We start from the raw sequence: 22,041 nt of genomic DNA, 5'->3' as shown, positions 1-22,041 counted from the left end.
AGTAATGCCAACATTTACACAAGACGAAGCAACGCAGTATGATTCTCGCATTCCTCGTTTAGTACCGGGGTATGAATTACTGCACAACAGTACCGCAGCGCAACTACAAGCAACGCTCGGCGATGAAGCACATATTTTGGTAATAGGCGCCGGTACCGGTAAAGAAGTCGCCCTCCTTGCTGCCTTGCAGCCTAAATGGCATTTTACTGCACAAGATACCTCACAAGACATGCTCGATATCGCAAAGCAACGATTTGTTGAGCTTGGGATCAGTGAGCGGGTTACTTTACACTTAGGCTCGCCATCCGAACTTAAACAACAAGCGGATGCCGCATTATGCTTATTAGTGATGCACTTTGTGGCAGATAACGGCGATAAAAAAGCCATGTTGCAAGCAATTAGCACACAGCTAAAAGCACATGGGCAATTATATTTAGCCGATTTAATGCGTCCAGAAACACTTTTTGAGCGTGATGCCCAATTGATACTCAGCAAACAATTAGGCTTAACTGAAACAGGGGTAGAGCGCATGCAGCATAATTTTGAGCATGAGTTTTTCCCACTTGATAGAATTCGTCTTGCCGACTTACTCGATGAAACAGGCTTCAATAGTGGCAAGTTGTATTTTAAAACACTTGGTTTTAGTGGTTATGTGGCACAAAAACGCTAAACGTAAACTAATAATTTACCTTTCACAATGCTCTATTACTTCCTAGACATGCATTAAAGCATTTTTAAAACCGTTTACCTAACGCTGGTTAACGGTTTTAATATTGACACTTTATTTTTCAATATATTACCCTAACCAAATAGATTCGTATTAGGTCTAATAAAACCACCATTACTTGGGATTGTGTATCATCCCACTAACAACAATGTACTGACACACTTAGAATCAATAATAATTTTTTCATGTGCTTTCAAGCCAAATATAAGCTTTTAACGGTTACCGTCTTATTTTTTGTACCTATAAAGTTTGCAATAACAAAAAATAATGGTAGGCTGTAAGTTCATCTTTTACAGGACGTAACTAATGAAAAAATGGATTTTTATATTAATCTCCCTCAGTTTCAGCCCGCTATGTACTGCATCCGCTGTTTACTCCCCTTTGACACAACCGCAATTAGAACAACCTGACACAACACTATTAACTCGACTAGCTGATTTTTGTAATCGCAGAGAAAACATCACAACATCAACCGATAAAGACAGCTTCGCGAATATAATTGAATCACCAATAACAGCTGGTTTTTATCTACACTCATATAACAACACGGCAAAACAGACTGCATGGCGCAATTTTTATGAGTTGCCAGCGCGCTGTAAAACTAAAGAAAACGCCACCATTAATGCACTTTGGTGTACGGAGCATCAGCGAAAAAAACGCCAACAGTTTGAATTACAATGGCAAACAGCGGGCAACTTACAACGTGCCGAAGTACAACCTAATGATCATGTCTATGAAATCATCCTACCCAGAAAAGGCATGCAATCGATTAGTTTAGCTACTCAAAACGTAAAGTCACTCCCCCAAACAAGCTTATTACAACATGCTTCTTCATTAATGGGGATTGTCTGTATTTGTTTGTTTATTACCGTTGTGATTTTATTTTTTAGTTGGCGACATGCTAAAAGGGTGAAGCGGTTCGTAATCTTAACTCATACCAATAAAGTAATTTATAGCAGCAAGTAACAGCCCAGAGCAGGCTGCTACTAAACGAAATAGTCTGAGCTTTGGAGAATCAATCTCCAGCGACAATTAATAAATTAATCGTCGGTTTTTAACTGTTTTGCACGCTCTTGTGCTGCAATTAATTTGGCTGATTTTGGCACTGTTTTTTTCGGGACAATCGTCGGCTTTTCTTTTGAATTTGGATCCCAAGTAGGGTCGAGTGATAAATTAGCAAATGGGTTAGCTTTACTCTGATTTGGATCTGCTACAAATGCGCCAGATATATCATCTCTTTCATCGTGCTCTGATGCACTATGCTGCTCTGCTGCTAATTCATCGTTTAATGCCGCAAGCGCCTGTGCTATTTCATCATCACTGTCAGTTACCGTTAAAGTATCAGCTTGTGGTTGAACATCCACGGTCGTTGATAGCTTAACTTCCCTCATTTGCGAAAGGCCTGATGTGAGCACTTGGCCACTACTATTAACAGCATCCGAATGGACAATTTCATTTGCTACTTCATTCGTTGCGCAATGAATAACGTTTTCATCATCCATTTTAGGTAATTGCTCAGCTTCGCTATCGAGCTCTGTTGTGGTCGTTTGGTGTGGTTCTAAATTAGTATCAAGATCAGCTTTAACATTTATCGTCGCAGGCTTTATGACATTTTTAGGTTGTTGTGGCTTCTGACCTGGTAATGGCGCATCAGGATCAAACATACGCACTTCAGGCTCTTTAAAATCATGCTCATTTTTAAAAAGCCGCTGCGTTAGCTCAACTTTTACGTTCACATCGTCTGCACTTATCACTTCAGTTTGTGGAGTTGCAATGACTACTTGCTCTGCTATAACCGCTTTTTTTGGCGCAACAGTGGATTCGCTTGCTGCGGGCTCAGCCTTTGCGGGGGGTAATTTTGATACAGCGGCTTCTGTACTTGAAGCCTCATCAGTTGCAGGAATTAGCGATACAGTTTCAACTGCTGCTTTTTTGTTAGCCCGTAAGCGCTGCAGCAACATTGCAGCTAAGAGTAAAACTACTAACAACAGTAAACTTGGCATCAATAACGAATCCGACTCAGTGTGCACTGGTTCTGGGGCTGTTACCTTTATCGTCGCAGGTTCGCTTGTTATTACGGCTTCGGGTGTAGCGTCAACTTCATCATTGTTTTGCCCAAGCGGCTGTTCGACTGTGGTTTCTGCGCTGCTCTTTTGCTCAACTTCAATACTTTGGACATTCTCAACATTTTCAACAATTACAGACGCCTCCCTTTGAACTTCTGCTGGCTCATTTTTGGCTACTGACGAATTGCTGTCAAGGGGGTTTACAGTCGAGTTTTGCGTCTCTAATGTAGATTTTATTTTATTATCAACATGTGTTTTTGGTGCAATCACTACAGGTGCTGGTTGCGCTTGAGACGCTGCTGGAGGTGGGTTACTGCAGTTGTTTTTATAATCTTTTGCCGCATTTCGATAACTACGGCTACTTGTATTATCGCTGTATTGCTGCATTTGTTGTTTATACAAAATGCACATAGCTTCACTGTATTTAGCAAAGCTATTGAAACTAAAAGTAAATAAAATAAATAAGCAAAGTCGTAATACGTGAGCCATCATAAATCTATTAAACAAAATAACACAATAAACCCAGTTTAATAGTTGTGCGCAAATTTATCTAGCAGTGTGTTTTGCTAATCAATTACCATCAATGTACGGTATTCATCGTAAGCAAATTGATCTGTCATGCCGCTGATATAATCTTGAATAAATCGACAGCGATAATAAAACTCATAAGCGAGTACATGATCGGGTTCTGCTTGCATCGCTTCAATGGCTTGTAAATAGCTATTTAAATGCTTTTTCGAAAGCTTTTTGAGTAACCGTGTTTCAATTAAGAAACGACCATCCCCTTTGAGCACCCGTTTAAAGTCATCATGACTTAGCAGCAGTAATGGCTTATAACAATCAAGTAATCCATTGATAATTCGATAGCCTTGTAATTCAAGTTTACCGACTTCCTTATGTGAAAACACATATTCAAACGCCACTTGTTTCAAAGTGGTGGTTATAGCATGTAAATGACTGCGGTCTTCTAACAAGGCTTGATTAAAATCACCATGATAAACCGCTTCAATATTATCTATAAAACGTTTGGCCGCATAATTAACCAGAGGGTGGAGTAGAGTTACCCGTAAATAAATAAAAAACTCGCTATTAAAGTTATAAGGTTGCTGAGCGGCCTTATCGAGGGCATAGTTAACTGCTTTTTCAACCACGTGCTGATGCTCTACATCGTCAATGGTAAGATTAGTTAACACTTTTTGATAATGCTGTTTGAGTTTATCGCATAATAACTCAACAGTAATGATGCCCTTTTCTACGGCATCTTCAATATCAGCTAAGCAATATGAAATATCATCAGCCGCTTCCATTATATAACTGGCGGGATGGCGACATTGTGGTTCGATGAATAGCTCTTTTTGCAATCTTTCAACAAAGTTTTTTTCACTGTAGTAAAAGCCTACTTTTTTCATCAAATAATTTTTAGTTCGCGGTATATCTTCTTTCGCCATACTTGCCGGACGCGTGTATTTTAGAATACCAGCCGTTTGGCTATAGGTTAAATTAAGTGATAATAGTGAGTGTACAATACGGATACCTTGCGCATTACCTTCAAAGTTACAAATATCTTGTGCTAAATGTTTAAATATTAAGCCAATTCCCGTGTGTGGATCGGCGCAGCGCTGAGGGGTAAGCGTTGCTAAATTTGCGTTAAACCAGTGATTAATCGCAGCTTCACCAAAATGACCAAACGGTGGATTACCTATATCGTGCATCAAGCAGGCCATTTCAACCAGACTTTCTAGCGGCCTCTCTAATCCTGTTAGGCCATATTCAGCTTGTTGTTTGGCCGTTAAATTCGCAAAGATGCGTTGCACTATAAAACGCCCAACTTGTTGTACTTCGAGAGAGTGAGTTAACCGCGAGCGTACCGCAGCATTGCGCTCCAACGGAAACACTTGCGTTTTTTGTTGTAAGCGGCGAATTGCAGCACTATTGATGATACGGCCACGATCGCTTTCTAACGCCATCTGTAAATTAGGGGTTGAGCGCAGCTCACGCGCTGACGTTATTTTTTTGCTGAAATCGATCATAGACGCTCCTTTTATTGTCTACTTTTAATCTAACAGCTTGTTTACTAAATTAATATCCATGACTGCTGTTCGCACATAAATTTATCTATTAATAATTATCACGGTCATAAAATAGCGGTACACTGCATATTAAACATAAGCATATCGTAACGTATTTGTTTATCTTCTGATTACCAATAATGCCCAACAAAGGTAGTAATACAATGAAGCCTATTTTAAGTTTTCTGTTATTAGCATTGCTCATTTATAGCTCTTTTAGCCACGCTAAAGACGATAAAAACTCTGCAAGTAATACCGTAGTACTTGTTTCTCTTGATGGATTCCGCTGGGATTACATCGAAAAACACGGTGCTAAAAATTTAGCCGCAATAGCTAAATCGGGAGTTCGCGCAACTAAAATGCGCCCGGTATATCCGACTAAAACGTTTCCTAATCATATATCTATTATTACAGGTTTATTGCCAATTAATCATGGCGTAGTAGATAACCGCTTTTGCGATACACAAAGAAATGAATGCTATAGCATGGGAAAAGGGAAAGACGACAGCACATGGTTCAACGGTATTCCACTGTGGAATTTGGCGTCGATGCAGGGATTAAAATCAGCCGCTTATTTTTGGCCAGAATCGGATGCGCGATTTAATGGCATGCTGCCGGATTACTTTTACCATTATTCAAAACACAGTGATTATCAAAATCGTGTTGATCAAATTATTCAATGGCTAACATTGCCAGCAGCGCAGCGCCCGCAATTAGTTGTTAGTTATTTTTCACTGGTAGATAGTATGGGCCATGAATATGGGCCTGATGCTGAGCAAACCAAGCAAGCGGTAAAAGAAGTAGATGTATTAATGGGGCAATTACAGCAACGTCTTAATGAACTAGAGCAAAATGTTAACTTAGTGATTGTCTCCGATCATGGTATGAGTACCGTTGAGCCAAACCAAAGTATTGCTATCAGCAGCTTACCGAAAGACGACAAGTTTATGGTTAAAAATACCGGACCGAGAGTATTGATCTATGCTAATAAGGGCACTACAAAAGCTGAGATCACAGCATATAAACAACACTTAACGAAAGCAGCAAAAGGGCGCTATACCGTGCTAAGTGATGAACAACGTAAGCTTTATCACTATGCTAACAATGGCCGAACTGGTGATATTATTTTACAAACCACAGCACCAAGAAGTTTTGCTGATACCAGTAAAGTAAGCTATTTAGGTACCCATGGCTATGCGTATAGCGAAGATATGGCGGCAACCTTTATTGCCAATGGCCCAGCATTTAAAAATTCATTAGTAATCGATGAAGTAAATAATTTAGATATATATCCACTTATTGCCAAAGTACTGGGAATTAAAGTGCTCAATGCAATCGATGGCGATGGTGCAACACTTTGGCCTGCTTTAAACTAACTAAGCTGATCTTTGAGTAATAAATCTATCATAATTAGGTTTGGTTTAATTAAATAATAAAAAGAGCGCAAATGCGCTCAAAAGGGAAAAAACTATGTACTAAAAATAAACGCTATTTAAAGTTAGCAATACTGTCTTTAGTGGCATTTACTGTACGCCATGCAAACGACTCACCAGTTACACCATAGGGGATACCATTAACATCCCAGCTAGGGTTAGAAAAGTAATCGTATTGCGTGGCACTTCCAAACACATGAGGGTACGCCATAATACTGGCAAACTGATTTTGTACGCCATGGCCCATACCATCAACATAAACACCACCGGCGGTATCGCCTTGCTTACGAGAGTGCGCTAAGCCTTGATTGTGGCCCAATTCATGTACGAAGGTTGTTGCTCCACAATCTACCGCTGTAATGCTGTACATACTGTTACTTACTGAGCTATATAAATTGCCGTTACTGCCACTACCAACCCACGCAATACCACACGAAATTAAGTTACTGCCAGCGCTTTGACCGGTGCCAAGTACCGCGACCATATCAGCACCCCAGCTATTGCGTAAGCCTTGAATATAGCTACTGTTAGTGACTGAATTTAACCAGCTACTTGAAGGTGTAATCGCATGATTTCCTAAGTTTTCGCTACCAACTAATCGAAGCGTAATATCAATACCATTTTGACTGTAAACCTGGTTACTAAAGGCAATATACTGGTTAATTTTAGTATTAATGTTTGCAGTGGCAGCCGCCGCTTGATCTGTATATAAAATCGCAATATCAATTGTCGCAGCGTGGCTAGTTGCTGTCATACCTAATGCACAAAATGCAGCTAAGGGAATTAGTCGTTTATTCATGTTAGTTCCTTTTTGGTTGTGTTTATTGCCTTATAAAAATTTATTTTGCTAAATTTCTATAAATTATTACCCGTAGGTTTTGGCGCAAATGGATCTTCACCATTACTTGGTTGAGGGGTTGGTTGTTTCGTTACTTGATGTTCCATATGATTTTTATAAAGATCTCGCTTTGCCGCAAGCCAACCATATTGACCTTTACTTTCAAATACATAATTACCGCTTGGTGCAGTTAATTGACCATATATAGCGTCTTCGCCAATAGTCATTACGGTGGTGTGAAATCGCCCATCAGCACCAAGCACTCGGCCAAAAATACTTTTATCACCATTGCTTGCTGCAATAATATTAGTCACCTCTGCACTAAAAGTTTCAGCAGTTTGTGGAATAGCTAGATCAAAATTATCACCTTGCTTGAGCTTTCTGAGCGCCACTAAATCGAACTCGATATAAGCTTCGTTATGTAAATCTGTAGGCAATAATCCTGAGGCTTTGAGAACTTGCTCTGCTTTCTCTGAGAGACGATTAATAGCATCAAATTCATCATACGTTTGATCTACTACAGCTGGCTGTGTAGCTGACACACTTGGCAACGATATATCAGCTGATACTTTAGCGGCTAGCTTCTTAGGCGCTATACCCGATAACTGAACGTCACTTGCAGCAACCGAATGGGTGACATTGCTTTCTTTGTAGATAACAAACTCATATAGCAAAAAAGCGCTGATCGGAACGACAATTATAAATGCAATAGCCCTTTTCATTTGTCTCTCTTTTAGATCTAAAAGTTAATATATTGTTATTTTTACATCAGAGTAAATTAAAGCGCAAGCATAAATTTGTTACCGAAAATAAAAACAGTCTTTTTAAATATTTATCATATTAATCTTATGGTTAATAATTTCATCAAACAAAACCTATTAAAAGCTAACTTTCACCCTCATAACACAACCTTTTAAGTTAACATTAACTTATCAATTATACCTTTTATAGTTACATACTTTATTGCAATAAAAAAACACCGACTATTGATTAACCAAAATGAGATCTGAAAAATAATATTATCGTGACGATAAAATTTATTTGTTTTACTGCACATCAGATGAACCTCATACTCCGCGTCTTTTGCCGCAGACTCTCATCATCATAAGTGACTGTGAACATCTATAACGTAGTGAGCCTATTTTTTCTGTGAGCTGCGGATCAATACTCAAGAGGAAATACCATGCGTGGCTGGATCATTTATAAAGACAGTGCTGGATTACTAAAACAAGAGACCTACGAAGTAGAGCGTTTACTGGCCGCAGCAAAAGAAGAAGGTATCGATTTACAAGTTTTCTCTCCCGATCAATTTGATTTAACTATCACCCGCGAAGATGGCAAAAGCATTCTAATTGACGGTGTAACCACAACTTTGCCTGACTTTGTTATTCCTCGCATGGGCGCCAGCACCACCTATTTTGCACTAGCAATTATTCGCCATCTCGAGCGACTAGGGGTGTACTGCGTTAATAGCTCACAATCAATTGAGACGGTAAAAGATAAACTGTTTGCACAGCAAATTTTAGCTGAGCGTAACTTACCTACACCAAATACTATGCTGGTAAAATTTCCAGTAAATATCGACTTAGTAGATAGGCAAATAGGCTTTCCAGTGGTGATTAAAACACTTTCAGGCTCGCAGGGCAGTGGCGTATTTTTATCAAAGTCAAAAAGCGAATTTGACGATTTAATGCAATTAATTGAAGCCGCCAACCCGCAAGCTAATATCATCTTGCAACAGTTTGTTAAATCTAGCCATGGTCGTGATTTGCGAGTACTCACTATTGGTGGCCGTGCTGTCGCATGTATGGAGCGAAACTCTGGCGGTAAAAACTTTAAAGCGAACGTGAGTGCAGGTGGCACTGGTAAACCGCACCCAATTACTCCAGAGATTGAATGGTTAGCTACACAAACAGCTAATGTACTCAATTTAGACGTTGCTGGTATTGATTTATTATTTGATGATAATCACTTTAAAATTTGCGAAGCAAATTCAAGCCCTGGATTTGAAGGCTTAGAAGCTGCACTGGGGATCAATGTGGCTCGTGAAATCTTGCATTTTATTCGCATTCGCTTGGGTATTTTTGACCGCCCAGAGAATTTAAGCTTAGCCTTGGATGAAGACAGTAAAGCAGCGATGGAACAGCCAACTCCAAGCCCCAAATTAAGCGCTGTAGTACAGTAAAATTTTAGTCGTAAATAACGACTATTGCTTTGTATACTAAGCTGTCATTGGTGACGTGTGAAAACTGTTACACCGTCGCCATTACAAATCTAACACTTTATCACTACCTCAGAACATCAATACTTTCTCCAACCAGTAAGACCTTAGTCATAAGTAACCTTGAAAGATAAACACGCCCTAGCATCAAAGTAATATTTGTGTATAAATAGAACGATTGAATTCAACGATTTAGGAACCACATGCAACTATCAAATCAACTATTAAACCGTTTAACTGCGGGCTTAGTTGCGGTGATCATCGGTTTTACCAGCTCTATCGCACTTATTTACCAAGTCGTTATTGTGCTAGGTGGCACAGCGGAGCTCGTTGCAAGTTGGGTACTTATGTTAGGTCTTGCGATGGGTGTCACTTCAATTGGCTTATCGTACTACTATAAAATCCCAATTTTAATTGCCTGGTCAACAACCGGTGCCGCTTTACTCATTACCAGTGCCCAAGGTTATAGTTTAAATCAAGCTGTAGGCGCATTTATGTTCAGTGCTTTACTGGTATTTATTTCAGGGATCACTGGCTGGTTTGAAAAAATAATGCAACGTATCCCGAGTCAAATTGCCTGTGCAATGCTTGGCGGTGTTTTAGTGACTTTTGGCATAGATGTATTTAACTTTATGGGTGAAAAACCATTGCTAATTGGTGCGATGGTGCTGGTTTATTTAGTCTGTAAGCGTTTAATGCCACGTTTTTCAATGCTTATAGTACTGATTGCCGGGTTTGTAATGGCAGGCGTTACAGGACAAATAGATACCAGCAGTTGGCAATGGAAAATGAGCGAGTTTGCGTTTATCGCTCCTGAATTTAATTTACAAGCGATGATCAGCGTAGGTATTCCGCTTTATATCGTCACTATGACTTCACAAAACTTGCCAGGCATTGCAGTGTTAAAAGCACATAATTACCCAGCCCCCATCTCTGCAGCGCTCAATGTCACTGGTTTTAGTAATATCCTTATTGCCCCCTTTGGTGGTTATGCCATTAATTTAGCAGCTATTACTGCGGCAATTTGCATGAGTGAAGATGCCGACAGCGACCCTAAAAAGCGTTACTGGGCAAGTATCGCGGGCGGTGGCTTTTATATCCTGATGGCGATTGGAGCAGCGACTCTAGTGGGTTTAGTGGCAAGTTTGCCACAAGCACTTATTTTAGCCTTGGCGGGGATTGCTTTATTCACCACCATTGCCTCGAGCTTACAGCAAGCTTTGTCTGATAGTTACTACACTGAAGCGGCAATGATCACTTTTTTGGTCACCGCCTCTGATCTTACTTTATTTTCTATTGGCTCGGCATTTTGGGGGATATTGTTAGGCGCGCTGACTTTATGGTTGATCCCGCGAAAATAACACTCGCAATAAATCAGCTTAACGCATCGTTGAGTAGCGATTGTGTTAATTAGTGGTTTATAAACTCACGCCTAAAGTGATCATTATTTAAACACTGTTAGTATAACAAAGTAATAACCGCCCTAGTGCATAAGGAACTGACTAAGGCGGTTATTATATTAGTCGAAAGTATGATGACGGGTGACACTAAACCGGTTAAGAATATGATGCATAATATACACCGCACATAAACTCACGATTATCGCAACCGATACAGACGAAAACCGATAAAGCGCACTGTAAACCAAGTCTTGCCCAGGTCCGAGAGACTGACCAAATAAAATTCCAAATGTGGTAATAACCCCAAATCCAACACCAGGGATACCGCCACCTAAAATATGATAACGGCTAAATATAAAGGTTAAAACCCACAAGATCAGCGCCGGAAAAATCAGCATATCGGTGTGATTATATAAAAACAGCTGCGATACTAACGCTAAATTACAACCAATTAATGTGCCAATTGCTCGTTGCCAGCCAGCCATGCCAGCGGCTTTCCAGCACAATGGAAACAAAATTAAGATCGATGCCGCTTGTGCTGAAATTGAATCTTGTAAATCAAATACCTGAAAAATCACAAACGACAGTGTAGCAACCGTAGCGCACAACAGTACTTCGTGGCGAATACTCTCTTTTGCTTTTGTTGGCATCACCCGACCTTGGCGTGGTGCAACATCAGGAAATACAAAGTGCATTAATACCGCCGCTAACACGGTCACTACGACTGCTAAACCATTGCTGATGATCAACGGATAAATACTTGTGCCATTACCAACATAACTAGAAAAGTGCAGTTGAATAGATAAACTAACGACACTTAAAGCACCAAACAAAAAGTTAGCACCGCAGCTCATTTGATAAAACAAAAATGCAAACGCTAAAAAGCACAGCAAGGTCATCGCCACTGGTAAATGAGAAAATAACCCCTGTACTATTAATACAAATAACCCACTAAATGCCGCGCTGGCAAAAAACTGACGAATGATATGTGCATTTAAAATCGGCACTAATCCTAATAACAACATAGGATAAACGGTGAAGAAAATACCATTTGGCCAATTCATCAATTTACATAAACTAAATCCTAACGCGCTGCCGCCAGCGATACGTAATGCTTGCCGAAGGTCATTCTGGTCTAGTTTTACAGGGACTGATGCAGACATAATAAAGCCTTATTAGTAAATGTAATGCAGTAAACTGATAAAGCGAATTTGCATGACACCAAACCATTGCCCAATTACTGACTCAGGCAGTAGCTGCACTGTTGCACGTGCACCACTAGGTAGTTTACTTAATAGCTGTGCTTGCTCTAAATCAATGTGAATACGTTGGCGCTGCGCATCACGAACCCAGCGATTACTGCTTTCAGTACTGCTTAATAAGCCATTAGCATTGAGCTGCCCATTACTTACGCCAGCTTCAAAAGAGTTCACTGTAGCAGCAAATACTTGGCCTGGCAGAGCATCAAACGTTACTTTTGCTTTGCTGCCCACTTTAATATTAACTAACGACTTTTCACGAAAATCAGCCACTAAATCAGCTTTATTGGCCACAACAGCTAACATCGGTTGACCTTTATTAGCAAATGTTCCGGTGCTTACTTGCAAGTTTGCGACTTTACCATCAGCATCAGCAGTCACTATGCTGTATGATAAATTGAGTTTCGCTTGTGCCAGTTGGTTTTGCGCATGGCGTAATGCTAGGTTGTCTTCGCCTAATTGCCCACGTGCCAGTTTTGCCTCGGTTAACTGTGCTTCAATAGCTGCGACATTCGCTTTACTTGATTGATAATTAGCGCTAATTGTTTCGTACTCTTGCTCCGATATAGACCGTTTTTTCAATAACGATTCACTGCGATCAAATAACAACTGTTGCTCATGCAGCTTGGCATTTCCAGCGGCTAGCTGAGCCTGTATCGCTTTAACACTGCTGTCTAAGCGCTGGTTTTGCAACTGCGCATCAGCATAAGCCAGTTGTGCTTGCTCTAGTGCTAATTTAAAAGGAGCTGCTTCTATTAAAAATAGCGCTTCACCCGTTTTAATCGCTTGATTATTATTCACCAATACTTGGTTCACGCGGCCACTCACTTGTGGCGTTACTTGCACTACAGGGTGATATACGCGCGCTTGCGGAGTAACCGGTAAAAACATATCGGCAACGACAAAGTAAGCGAACAATAAAATAAACCCAACTAATGATATTTTTACATAGCGGGCAAATTTTTGATCCGGTGTCATGAATTATTTCTCTCCAGAAAAGTGGCTAATACAACGTCGAGCATTGGCTTCCATTTGCACTAAACCATAGGCCATAGTATCAAGCTGCTGCGTTGTAAGTTCTGCATAAAGTTGTGTTTTAACCTCAGCCATAATATCTCTGAGCGCATCTAATAATAGTAATCCTTGCTCAGTAAAATAGATTTTACGACTACGTTTATCATCGCTATCAATGCGACGAACAATAATCGCTTGTTGCTCTAACTGTTTAATTGTTCGCGTTAGCGAAGGCATTTCAATCCCCAAACTGCTAGCCAGTTCTTGTTGTGTAACACCTTGTTTTAAATGATGGATATGGATCATCGCAGTCCAACGAGATTGTGTTAACCCTAAAGGCTCAACAGCGAGAGTAACGGCATCGCGACAGAGTCGGAAAACGCGCCCCATGCTACCGCATAAACTTAAATCTAAAGTTTCATGAAAAGGAGGTGATGAAATCATAATAGTACCTAGTTACTTAGCATGCTAACTAGTTTAACATTACTTAGCATGCTAAGTAAATATTGAAACGCTCTAAAAAAATAACGGCAAAGAGGGCTTTAAAAACGATTTAATATCACTGTGTTGAGCAAATTAGCGAATAATCCAATGGGGGAGGAATTGTGAACCAAGTAACATTATAAGGAGGCTATTTTATTAATTTTTTCATCGTTACCTCTTCTTAAGGCTGAACGGCTAATAACTGAGTTATTTCTTGCTCATATTGCGCTTTTTTACTGTTCTTAAAGCCAATATGGCGATATTTTATTTTGCCATCACGGCCGTACACATAACTACTTGGCATACCGAGTAAATCGAATTGTTTGCCTATTAGTGCATCAGGATCATAAATAATAGGAAAATCAGCGGGAGTGTGTGCTAAAAAATCAACCGCATCTTGATGCTCAACATCTAAGTTAACTGCCAACACCGTAAAGCCTTGCGATTGGTATTTTGTTTGCATTTCATTAAGCCAAGGAAAAGACTTACGACAAGGTGTACACCACGAAGCCCAAAAATCTAAGAATATCACTTGGCCTTTAAGCTCTGCTAACTTATCGGTTAGTTGTTGCTGACTGGAGATAACTGGCACAACGGTTTCTTTACTTAACACTGGCGCACTCGCCATAGCAGTAAAAAGTGCCGTCACAAGCATAAACCGTGATACAGACCGAGAAATAATCACCACTTTTTAAGCCCCTAAAAATACCTAGAAAAATAATTAGTTTAACAATAGCAGGCAATTCTTAAGAAATACTTAAGACAAGCCTAACTATAACTTTCGCTCAAAGCACACTATCTATCAGTGCAGCAGCAGAAACCTTAAACTAATCTATGAGGGAAGACTCGATTAGAAATTTAATCGGGTATTAACTTAAAAAGGGGGAATTAGCAGTTAGCTTTGATGGCCAGCAAGCTGGCCTAAGTGTAGTAAAAATGGCCGTAAACTTTAGAAATTGAGTAAGTTTGCGGGTGAGTACTGATCAGTGAGTACTTTTGTATCGCTAGGCCAGTCTTTATTATCTTTGGTCGAAATCATCCCTTCGCTCACCGCTTTGATATCAACGTGATAGGGGGCTAATAACGGGGTTAGCTTTTCTATTCGCTGTGCTAGCTGCACAGGACTTGGAAATTTATTAAAGCCAGCTAAAATAATTCGATTACTATTTTTCTCAGTGCTCACATTAATAAAGTCACCAAATACCGCTTCATAAGTGGCAGATTCATGCTCATAAAGTTTGCTTGATGAAAAGGTATTTGCCGCTACTACGCCACCATCAGCCAGTACACTTTTCACTTCCGCAAAAAACTCTTTAGTAAGTAAATGCTCAGGGATGTAATCACCATTAAATGCATCAAGAATAATCCAGTCATACTTGGCTTGTTGGATTGCTGCGCGTTTAATAAAAATACGCCCATCTTGTACTTTCGAAGTAACTTTATCGTTCTCTTTAAAAGCAAAATAATCACGCGCCACTTTTATAACTGCGGGATCAATTTCAACATTTTCAATCATTGCGTCAGGATATAGCTCGCTGATCACATTTGATAAGGTGCCGCCGCCAAGCCCGATAATGAGTACATTTTTTGGATTGTCTATCAGTAGTAAACTGGCAAAAGTGAGTTTGGTATAATTAAACACTAGCTTTTGTGGGTTGCTTTTATATATGCAACTTTGACTGCTTTTACGGGCTTTTTCGTCAAACTTTAAACAGCGTAAATCGCCGGTCTCTTCAACTAAAATATTACGATAAAGCGACCGCTCTTGATGGATCACCTTAGCTTGGCTGCTAAACCCAATTAACAGTAAGGTCACGAGTAAATACTTAAACATTGTGTTTCTCCTTGTTAGCTAATTGATTTACGCCAATTGCCAATAAACCTAATAGCCCTAATGTCGTCGCGAAACCCAAAATAATGGTATTCACATCAAACGCTAGCACCATGTAAAACGAGGTAATAATAGTCCCTAAGGCACTGCCTAAGGTGCTGACAAAATACAAGCCGCCAGCGACTTGGCCGCTGTGCTCGCTATCGGTCACTAATAAACGCACAGAGTAAGGCGAAATCATGCCTAAAATAATAGTAGGGACAAAAAACAACGCTGTAGAGGCCAATAACGAGCCATAACGGCTGTCTTCTATGTGAGAGAAAATATACGCCATAATTGGCTGGGCAAATAATGCAATGGGCAGCACCATAATACTGGCAACTAAAAATATTAAACCGTATTTGGTTAACGAAGGCTGGCGAATTGAAAGCTTTCCTCCCAATAAATAGCCAAACGATAAGCTGAGCATAAACACAGTAATAATACTGCCCCAAATATGCACACTACTACCAAAAAAAGGCGCTAAAATTCGCCCGCCAAGTAGTTCTATTCCCATAATACTAAAGCCGCTACTAAAGGCTAAAAAATAAATTAAAGCATTGGTTTTTAAAGTCATGTAATTATCATTTTGTAACTTATTTGAAGCACTATACTAACGTGATGTAAACATAGCCGCCAGTGTAATAATTAATCGAGCTAACATAACTCAAAGCTACTTTTATAAACCAAGACAGTCTCACTTTAGTTATGGGGCAACATAAAGTCAGCCATCATAGAATAGGGATTAATTTCGCTAGCCTGCAAAGTATTAATGCGCCAAATATGATGCATGTTGTTTAGCAACTGTTAACCCCCTTTACAGTCTTTATTAACTTTAAAACCACGACTCTTTTTACATCATCTAGGCAAAGACTCAATGAATAAGTAAAAAAGTAGTAAGTTTAAAACGCTGCACTTACGCGCAGCGTTGATTACGTTTTAAAACTGATAACTTACGCGGGCAGAAAAGTTACGCCCGGGCTGAGTATATTGGCTAAAATCAGCCCCCTGAGATTGCCCTGCAATCAGTTCAAAGGGTACATATTTTTTATCTAGCAGGTTAATTACGCCCACATTTAGCTGCCATGTTTGCCATTCATAACTTGCGTATAAATCCACAATACCGTAACCATATCCTTGCGTTGTTTTATCACCACTTGCATCTCGCACTACATCAGACTGTGATTTAGCAAAGCGCCATGCTGCGGTCCAATCAATATCGCCAAGTGCTGTTGTTAACTGTATTGAACCGTTAAATGGACTGATACTGGTTAACGGCTCGTCTGTTTCTTTGTTTTCGCCTTCAACATATGCAACATTTGCCTCAACTAAAACATTATCGCTTACATGCATCAACAAGCTCGCTTCAACACCGCTGATCTGTGTTTCACTAATATTTTGGTATTGGTAAAAAGTTTTATTTACATTCGGTATGAACGTTGGCTCAACACCTGCAATTGCAACATCAATAAAGTCATCATAAGCGGCGTAAAATGCGCTTAAAGTAACGTTGATATCATTACCAGAAAAGCGCATGCCAAGCTCATATGAGTCGCTGCTTTCGGGTGCTAAATCTGCGTTTGGTAATATTTGATAAAATGGTTCAACACCATGGCTTTGATAAGCTTGATCATGCGGGGGAATTTTAAAACCACGTACATATTGCCCATACCAAGATAAATTATCATTAACTTGATAAATCATCCCAAGTTTTGGTGAAAACGCAGATTCGGTAATGTCATCAAGCTCAGCATCGCTATAAAGCTCATCATCTTTAGCTGCTAATGAATAATAATCAAAGCGTACACCTGCAATCAAAGACCACGCGCTATTTGCAAATTTAATATTGTCTTGCATAAAAACGCCCACTAAAGAGGTATCAGCGCCAGGAAAAGCTTTTTGTTTTTGATCTGTAAAATCGACTGTTCCATCAGCCAATAAGCGTGTTTTATAACGTGGACGTGTTGTATCGTATATATCTACGTCAGCACCATAAACAAAGTTGTGGGTCGCATCTTGTAAGGCTATTTTTTTATTAAATACAGCCCTTAACCCTAAAATATCTTGTTCAAAGCCATAGTCGTTGTAATCGGTATGCGCTGCTGTAGCACTAATTTGATCACTTTGCTGCTCATAACGACTAAACGATACTTGCCAATGCCATTGATCAAACGCTGCTGTGGCCGCTTTTGAGTCGTAATCCAGCGCTAGCGACCAATTAGTATTTTCGTCTTTAGTTTCTTGGCTCGCTTTGGTGATTACTTGTTCAGTAGTTTGATTAAAATAATCTAAGGTGTATTTTAACGTGCGCTTTTCATCAAGTTGCTGCTCTAGTTTAACCAATAACGAATCTGATTTAGCATCATAACCAGGTAGGTTTTCAGTAAAGTTTTGTACTTCTTCGCTATCTCGGTGGCTATAAACGGCACTAACACCTAAATCTCCCAAATCTTTAGCCGCAGTAATATCTACCGACATTTGATTACTCTGACCTTGATATCCAAGCGCCACTTGAGCAAAACTATTTTCGTTTAATAAATAATCGCTCGGATCTTTAGTGGTGATAACCACAATACCACCCAGTGCATCTGAACCATACAATGAAGACGCGGCTCCCTTGGCGACTTCAACTTGCTTTATCCCAGCGACATCAAAATAGCTACGACCAACCAAATAGCCGTCTCCGCCAGCATAACCATCGTTAGTTCGACGGCCATCTTTAATAAACACCACGCGGTTACCACCGACTCCTCTAATTGAAAGCGTTTGAGCCGCAGAACCACTGCCCGTGCTTGATATACTGGGGTCATAACGAAACATTGTTTGTAAATCAACAGCCAATTTACGTTCTATGTCTTGCTCTGTAATCACAGTTACAGAGCCTGTTACGTCTTCAAGTTTTTGTTCAAACCGAGAACCGCTGACAACAATATGCTCACCAATTATCTCCTCGGCAATGGCAGAGCCCGAACCAAGTAGTAACGTTGCTAAAGCAGTAAGTTGAAAAGAAGGAAAATTCACATTAACTCCAAATGATAATTGTTGTTATTTAGTAGGGGAGGGATGTTACAACTAACTAAAAACAAGATCAATTATTTATGATAATCATTTTCATTTGCATTTAGTTAAGTATAATAATCGAAAATAATGATTGGAGTTTTTTATGAGATACCTTTTTATATTGATTTTATTGACTGTTCACCCCCTAAGCGCACAGGAGCGTATAGTGAGTGCTGGCGGTACATTAACTGAAATTATTTTTGCCTTAGATAAGCAAAATACCCTTGTCGCGGTGGATCAATCGAGCCTATATCCAAAACAAGCGACACAGCTCGATCAAATTGGTTATTACCGTGATTTAGCCGCAGAAGGTGTACTTTCGGTGCGCCCAACTAAACTCTTAGCACTTGAAGGAGCAGGACGAGCACAAGCGCTTGCACAAATAGAAGCCACTGGTGTAGAGCTTATCCACTATAAAAAACCCAACTCAATTAATGACTTACTAAATCTTGTTAAACGCCTTGGTAAAGACTTAAATGCGAACGACAAAGCCCAAGTGCTCGTAGCCCAAATAAAAAATTCATTGCCTCCAAAAGCGAGCAACGAAACACACAGCGCTTTATTTTTACTCTCAGCTAATGAGCGCGGGCTTGTTGCTGCGGGCACTGACACGGTTGCTGACTTATTACTTGATTATGCTGGAGTCACTAATTTAGGCGCTACGCACAAAGGTTTTAAAGTAATAAATAACGAAGTACTTGCCGTAAAACAGCCCGATTTTTTAATCGCACCAGCTCATGTTGTTTATAGCCTTGGCGGTAAAGAGGCTTTTTGTAATCAACCAACACTGCGCTTATTAACAGCTGCAAAGCAGTGCCGATTATTGGTGATGGATAGCCTGCTATCACTGGGAATGTCGCCGCGCATAGCCACGGGTATTAAAGAATTAAGCGACTATAAAGCGACCTTATGAACACATTAACTTTGAGCCGTTTTAAGCCTGTTTCTATAACTGCAAACCAAAAGTGGATGCTGCTAATTACTGTGTGTATTTTTGCTCTAGCACTACTGAGCATCGGATATGGCCCCGCAGGCTGGGATTGGCGTTTAGCCATCGCATGGATTGCCCCAGAGTATTTTAATCAATTTGATGCGCTGCAAATCAATGTGGTCACGCAAATACGTCTACCTCGATTTGTACTAGCTGTATTGGTTGGCTTAGTGCTTGCCCAAACTGGCGCTGCAACGCAAGCTTTGTGTCGTAATCCTTTGGCTGATCCATCAATTATTGGTATTAGCGCAGGCGCAGCCATGGTCGCGGTCGCCTTTATAGCATTTAGCGCCCAGTTTAATTTTAATGCTCAATACTATTTACCTTATGCCGCATTTTTAGGGGCATTGTTAGTGACCTCTTTAGTGTATTTAATTGCTAAGCAGCATAGGCAGGTCAATATAACCACACTAATTTTAGTGGGGGTTGCGATCAATTCTTTATCCTTTGCTGTTATTGGCTTATTAAGCTATTTCGCTGACGATAGTGCGCTTAGATTAATTAACTACTGGACGATGGGCTCATTAGGTGGTGCCAATTGGGATGCCATAACTCAAGCAACACCATTATTGCTACTGAGTATTCTTGGTCTGTGGCGACTCAAAGAACCGATGAACTTACTATTGATTGGCGAGTCTCAAGCACAGTATTTAGGTGTCAACACAGACAAGCTTAAACTGTATGTAATTATACTCGTGGCATTAGGTGTTGGTGCCGTTGTAGCACTTACTGGCTTGATAGGTTTTGTTGGCTTAGTTGTGCCACACATTGCCCGTTTAATGGTTGGCCCGCATTTACGTAAAATGTTACCGCTGTGCATGTTATTAGGCGTTGTTGTGCTGCTGCTTTCTGACTGGTTAGCACGTTTAGTTGTTATGCCTGCAGAGTTACCCATTGGTATTATTACCGCGCTACTTGGCGCACCTTTGTTTATTTATCTGATCATTAAAACTAAGCGAGGGTAATGATGATTACTTTTAATAACCTAACTGTTGGTTTTGGCAATCACAGTGTTTTAAAAAACATAAGTGGGCACATTGCAAAAGCTCAACTAGTAGCACTGATAGGCGAAAATGGCGCAGGAAAATCAACACTGCTGCATGCTTTAGCCGGGCATTATGACTTTAAAGGCGAAGTACGGTTTAATAATTATCCTCTGAGTACATTGTCTCAAGCACACTTAGCCACTCAACGAGCAGTAATGATGCAAAGCAATCTTGTTGGCTTTGATTTTAGTGTATTTGAGCTCATTGCAATGGGACGCTACCCCTATGCCGAGTCTGTTAAAATGCAAGCTGAAAAAGTCCACAAGTATGCCGCACTCATGGACTTAACCCAGTACTTATCCCGCCGTGTCAGTAAGCTTTCAGGCGGTGAGCAACAGCGCGTTCATATGGCGCGTACTTTGGCTCAATTAGATGCTTTTTCTACTCATACCAAGCCTAAATTGATGCTGCTTGATGAACCTACATCAGCACTAGATATGCGCCATCAACATGCTTTATTGAGTTGTGTTAAAGCATTTGTAGAGCAGGGCAACAGTGCCATTATAGCCATTCACGATTTAAATTTGGCCAGCCTTTACGCAACCGACGCTATTTTATTACACGATCAAAAAGTACTCGATAGCGGGCCAATAAACACAGTACTTACAGAATCTAATTTACAACAAATGTACGCCATGAAACTGCATGTTAATTCTCATCCATATAACAATGCACCCATGGTTTTTTCTCAACGTCAGGAGTTTTCATGAGAGAGCAAGCATTAAGCGATGCACAAAAGCTGGTTTTTAAAACCCATGCTGGTGTTATGTCGACTATTTCTTACAACTTAAGAGGTTATCCGTTTGGTTCGGTAACCCCTTATATGTGTGATGAGCAAGGCCGCATCTACTTTTTTATTAGCGATATAGCCCAACACACTAAAAACTTAAAGCACGATTCTCGAATGAGCTTAACTATTTTTGATGCCGCTGACCGTGGCGACCAAAACGAGCATGGCCGAGTCACATTGGTGGGCGATGGTTGTGAAGTTGCAGGCCCTCAGGCCGAAATACTGCTTAACAAATACATAGCGTTATACCCAGAAGCTGACAGTTATCGGAACGCCCACGACTTTAAATTATGGCAATTAGATGTTGTGCGAGTTCGCTTTATTGGCGGCTTTGGGAAAATATTTTGGCTTGAAAAAGATGAGTGGCAAAGCGCTGCTAAAAGCTGGGACGAAGATCAAGAACAAAGCATGATCACCCACATGAATGAAGATCATCAAAATGCAATGGCGCTAATATTAGCTCAGCATTATTGCGTATCAGATAATGCACCGGTTATGAGTGGCATACTGCCACAGGGGTTTTATATTCAAAGCCAACAACGTAATTATTTTATTAGCTTTGAAAACGTGTGCGAGACACCACAAGCAGTGCGAAAAGCGCTTGTTGCCTTAACCACAAATGCTCGCAATAGCATAGAAGAGCCAGCATAAGAAAACAAATGAATCACATGTGTGGTTATAACGCTTAGCACTACTAACCCAGTAGTGCATTTTCGGTATCAGAGGCCGCAGTAACTAAGCTGCGGCTGTTACAATTTAACACTGATGCCAATT

Annotated in this window: 20 protein-coding genes; 9 read left to right on the top strand and 11 right to left on the bottom strand. The window is 40.2% G+C overall.

Going from position 1 to position 22,041, the window contains the following annotated elements:
* Positions 1 to 4 precede the first annotated feature (4 nt).
* Both H5187_RS06330 and H5187_RS06325 read left to right on the top strand, forming a co-directional pair.
* On the top strand, positions 5 to 670 hold the full coding sequence (locus H5187_RS06330) for a class I SAM-dependent methyltransferase (RefSeq protein WP_149980345.1): 666 nt from the start codon (positions 5 to 7) through the stop codon (positions 668 to 670).
* A gap of 363 nt (positions 671 to 1,033) precedes the next feature.
* A complete protein-coding gene (locus H5187_RS06325) occupies positions 1,034 to 1,693 on the top strand; it encodes a hypothetical protein (RefSeq protein WP_182739343.1) in 660 nt (219 codons plus the stop codon).
* Positions 1,694 to 1,767: 74 nt separating this feature from the next.
* On the opposite strand, the gene H5187_RS06320 is transcribed toward H5187_RS06325, so the two are convergent.
* Together H5187_RS06320 and dgt are read right to left on the bottom strand one after the other, a co-directional pair.
* Positions 1,768 to 3,285 carry a hypothetical protein gene (locus H5187_RS06320; RefSeq protein ID WP_182797650.1) on the bottom strand — a complete coding sequence of 506 codons (1,518 nt, stop codon included), beginning with the start codon at positions 3,283 to 3,285 and terminating at the stop codon, positions 1,768 to 1,770.
* Positions 3,286 to 3,359: 74 nt separating this feature from the next.
* The gene (gene dgt, locus H5187_RS06315; RefSeq protein WP_182767376.1) at positions 3,360 to 4,823 is read right to left on the bottom strand and encodes a dGTPase; all 1,464 of its coding nucleotides are present in this window, start codon (positions 4,821 to 4,823) and stop codon (positions 3,360 to 3,362) included.
* A 203-nt stretch (positions 4,824 to 5,026) separates the two neighbouring features.
* Here dgt and H5187_RS06310 point away from each other — a divergent pair, with 203 nt between their 5' ends.
* On the top strand, positions 5,027 to 6,238 hold the full coding sequence (locus H5187_RS06310) for an ectonucleotide pyrophosphatase/phosphodiesterase (RefSeq protein ID WP_182767375.1): 1,212 nt from the start codon (positions 5,027 to 5,029) through the stop codon (positions 6,236 to 6,238).
* A gap of 112 nt (positions 6,239 to 6,350) precedes the next feature.
* Here the strand turns inward: H5187_RS06310 and H5187_RS06305 are convergent, their stop codons facing one another.
* Positions 6,351 to 7,094: a zinc-dependent metalloprotease family protein gene (locus tag H5187_RS06305; RefSeq protein WP_149980340.1), complete on the bottom strand. Its 744-nt coding sequence runs from the start codon at positions 7,092 to 7,094 to the stop codon at positions 6,351 to 6,353.
* Positions 7,095 to 7,150: 56 nt separating this feature from the next.
* On the bottom strand, positions 7,151 to 7,855 hold the full coding sequence (locus tag H5187_RS06300) for a hypothetical protein (RefSeq protein WP_149980339.1): 705 nt from the start codon (positions 7,853 to 7,855) through the stop codon (positions 7,151 to 7,153).
* Between the two features lie 461 nt (positions 7,856 to 8,316).
* Here H5187_RS06300 and H5187_RS06295 point away from each other — a divergent pair, with 461 nt between their 5' ends.
* Complete coding sequence (locus tag H5187_RS06295; protein WP_149980338.1) at positions 8,317 to 9,318, top strand: RimK family alpha-L-glutamate ligase; 1,002 nt, start codon at positions 8,317 to 8,319, stop codon at positions 9,316 to 9,318.
* Positions 9,319 to 9,557: 239 nt separating this feature from the next.
* Positions 9,558 to 10,715, top strand: a complete 1,158-nt coding sequence (locus tag H5187_RS06290) for a benzoate/H(+) symporter BenE family transporter (protein ID WP_182717321.1) — start codon at positions 9,558 to 9,560, stop codon at positions 10,713 to 10,715.
* Between the two features lie 158 nt (positions 10,716 to 10,873).
* Here H5187_RS06290 and H5187_RS06285 read toward each other — a convergent pair whose 3' ends face one another.
* The 7 genes from H5187_RS06285 to H5187_RS06255 form a co-directional block, all read right to left on the bottom strand.
* Positions 10,874 to 11,917 carry a DUF2955 domain-containing protein gene (locus H5187_RS06285; protein ID WP_182784043.1) on the bottom strand — a complete coding sequence of 348 codons (1,044 nt, stop codon included), beginning with the start codon at positions 11,915 to 11,917 and terminating at the stop codon, positions 10,874 to 10,876.
* 12 nt (positions 11,918 to 11,929) lie between these two features.
* A complete protein-coding gene (locus H5187_RS06280) occupies positions 11,930 to 12,991 on the bottom strand; it encodes an HlyD family secretion protein (RefSeq protein WP_149980335.1) in 1,062 nt (353 codons plus the stop codon).
* Between the two features lie 3 nt (positions 12,992 to 12,994).
* Positions 12,995 to 13,471, bottom strand: coding sequence for a MarR family winged helix-turn-helix transcriptional regulator (locus tag H5187_RS06275; RefSeq protein WP_182717320.1), 477 nt, complete (start codon positions 13,469 to 13,471; stop codon positions 12,995 to 12,997).
* A 220-nt stretch (positions 13,472 to 13,691) separates the two neighbouring features.
* Positions 13,692 to 14,165, bottom strand: a complete 474-nt coding sequence (locus H5187_RS06270; protein WP_179959137.1) for a TlpA disulfide reductase family protein — start codon at positions 14,163 to 14,165, stop codon at positions 13,692 to 13,694.
* Positions 14,166 to 14,459: 294 nt separating this feature from the next.
* Complete coding sequence (locus H5187_RS06265) at positions 14,460 to 15,344, bottom strand: spermidine synthase (RefSeq protein WP_182717319.1); 885 nt, start codon at positions 15,342 to 15,344, stop codon at positions 14,460 to 14,462.
* Positions 15,337 to 15,957 carry a fused MFS/spermidine synthase gene (locus H5187_RS06260; RefSeq protein ID WP_145238924.1) on the bottom strand — a complete coding sequence of 207 codons (621 nt, stop codon included), beginning with the start codon at positions 15,955 to 15,957 and terminating at the stop codon, positions 15,337 to 15,339. The genes H5187_RS06265 and H5187_RS06260 overlap by 8 nt, the downstream gene beginning before the upstream one ends.
* A gap of 362 nt (positions 15,958 to 16,319) precedes the next feature.
* Positions 16,320 to 18,401, bottom strand: coding sequence for a TonB-dependent hemoglobin/transferrin/lactoferrin family receptor (locus tag H5187_RS06255; protein ID WP_182797649.1), 2,082 nt, complete (start codon positions 18,399 to 18,401; stop codon positions 16,320 to 16,322).
* A 142-nt stretch (positions 18,402 to 18,543) separates the two neighbouring features.
* Between H5187_RS06255 and H5187_RS06250 the strand changes: the two genes are divergently transcribed.
* The 4 genes from H5187_RS06250 to H5187_RS06235 are packed head-to-tail and all read left to right on the top strand — an operon-like array spanning position 18,544 to position 21,918.
* A complete protein-coding gene (locus H5187_RS06250; protein WP_182717316.1) occupies positions 18,544 to 19,353 on the top strand; it encodes a hemin ABC transporter substrate-binding protein in 810 nt (269 codons plus the stop codon).
* On the top strand, positions 19,350 to 20,396 hold the full coding sequence (locus H5187_RS06245) for an iron ABC transporter permease (protein ID WP_145238934.1): 1,047 nt from the start codon (positions 19,350 to 19,352) through the stop codon (positions 20,394 to 20,396). Before H5187_RS06250 ends, H5187_RS06245 begins: the two co-directional genes overlap by 4 nt.
* On the top strand, positions 20,396 to 21,187 hold the full coding sequence (locus H5187_RS06240; protein WP_259398440.1) for a heme ABC transporter ATP-binding protein: 792 nt from the start codon (positions 20,396 to 20,398) through the stop codon (positions 21,185 to 21,187). Before H5187_RS06245 ends, H5187_RS06240 begins: the two co-directional genes overlap by 1 nt.
* Positions 21,184 to 21,918, top strand: coding sequence for a HugZ family protein (locus tag H5187_RS06235; protein WP_182717315.1), 735 nt, complete (start codon positions 21,184 to 21,186; stop codon positions 21,916 to 21,918). The genes H5187_RS06240 and H5187_RS06235 overlap by 4 nt, the downstream gene beginning before the upstream one ends.
* Positions 21,919 to 22,041 lie beyond the last annotated feature (123 nt).

The organism is Pseudoalteromonas sp. SG44-1 (assembly GCF_014164315.1).
GTDB classification, from domain to species: domain Bacteria; phylum Pseudomonadota; class Gammaproteobacteria; order Enterobacterales; family Alteromonadaceae; genus Pseudoalteromonas; species Pseudoalteromonas rhizosphaerae.
Note: the sequence above shows the minus strand (reverse complement) of the source record. Positions and strands in the feature narration are given on the sequence as shown.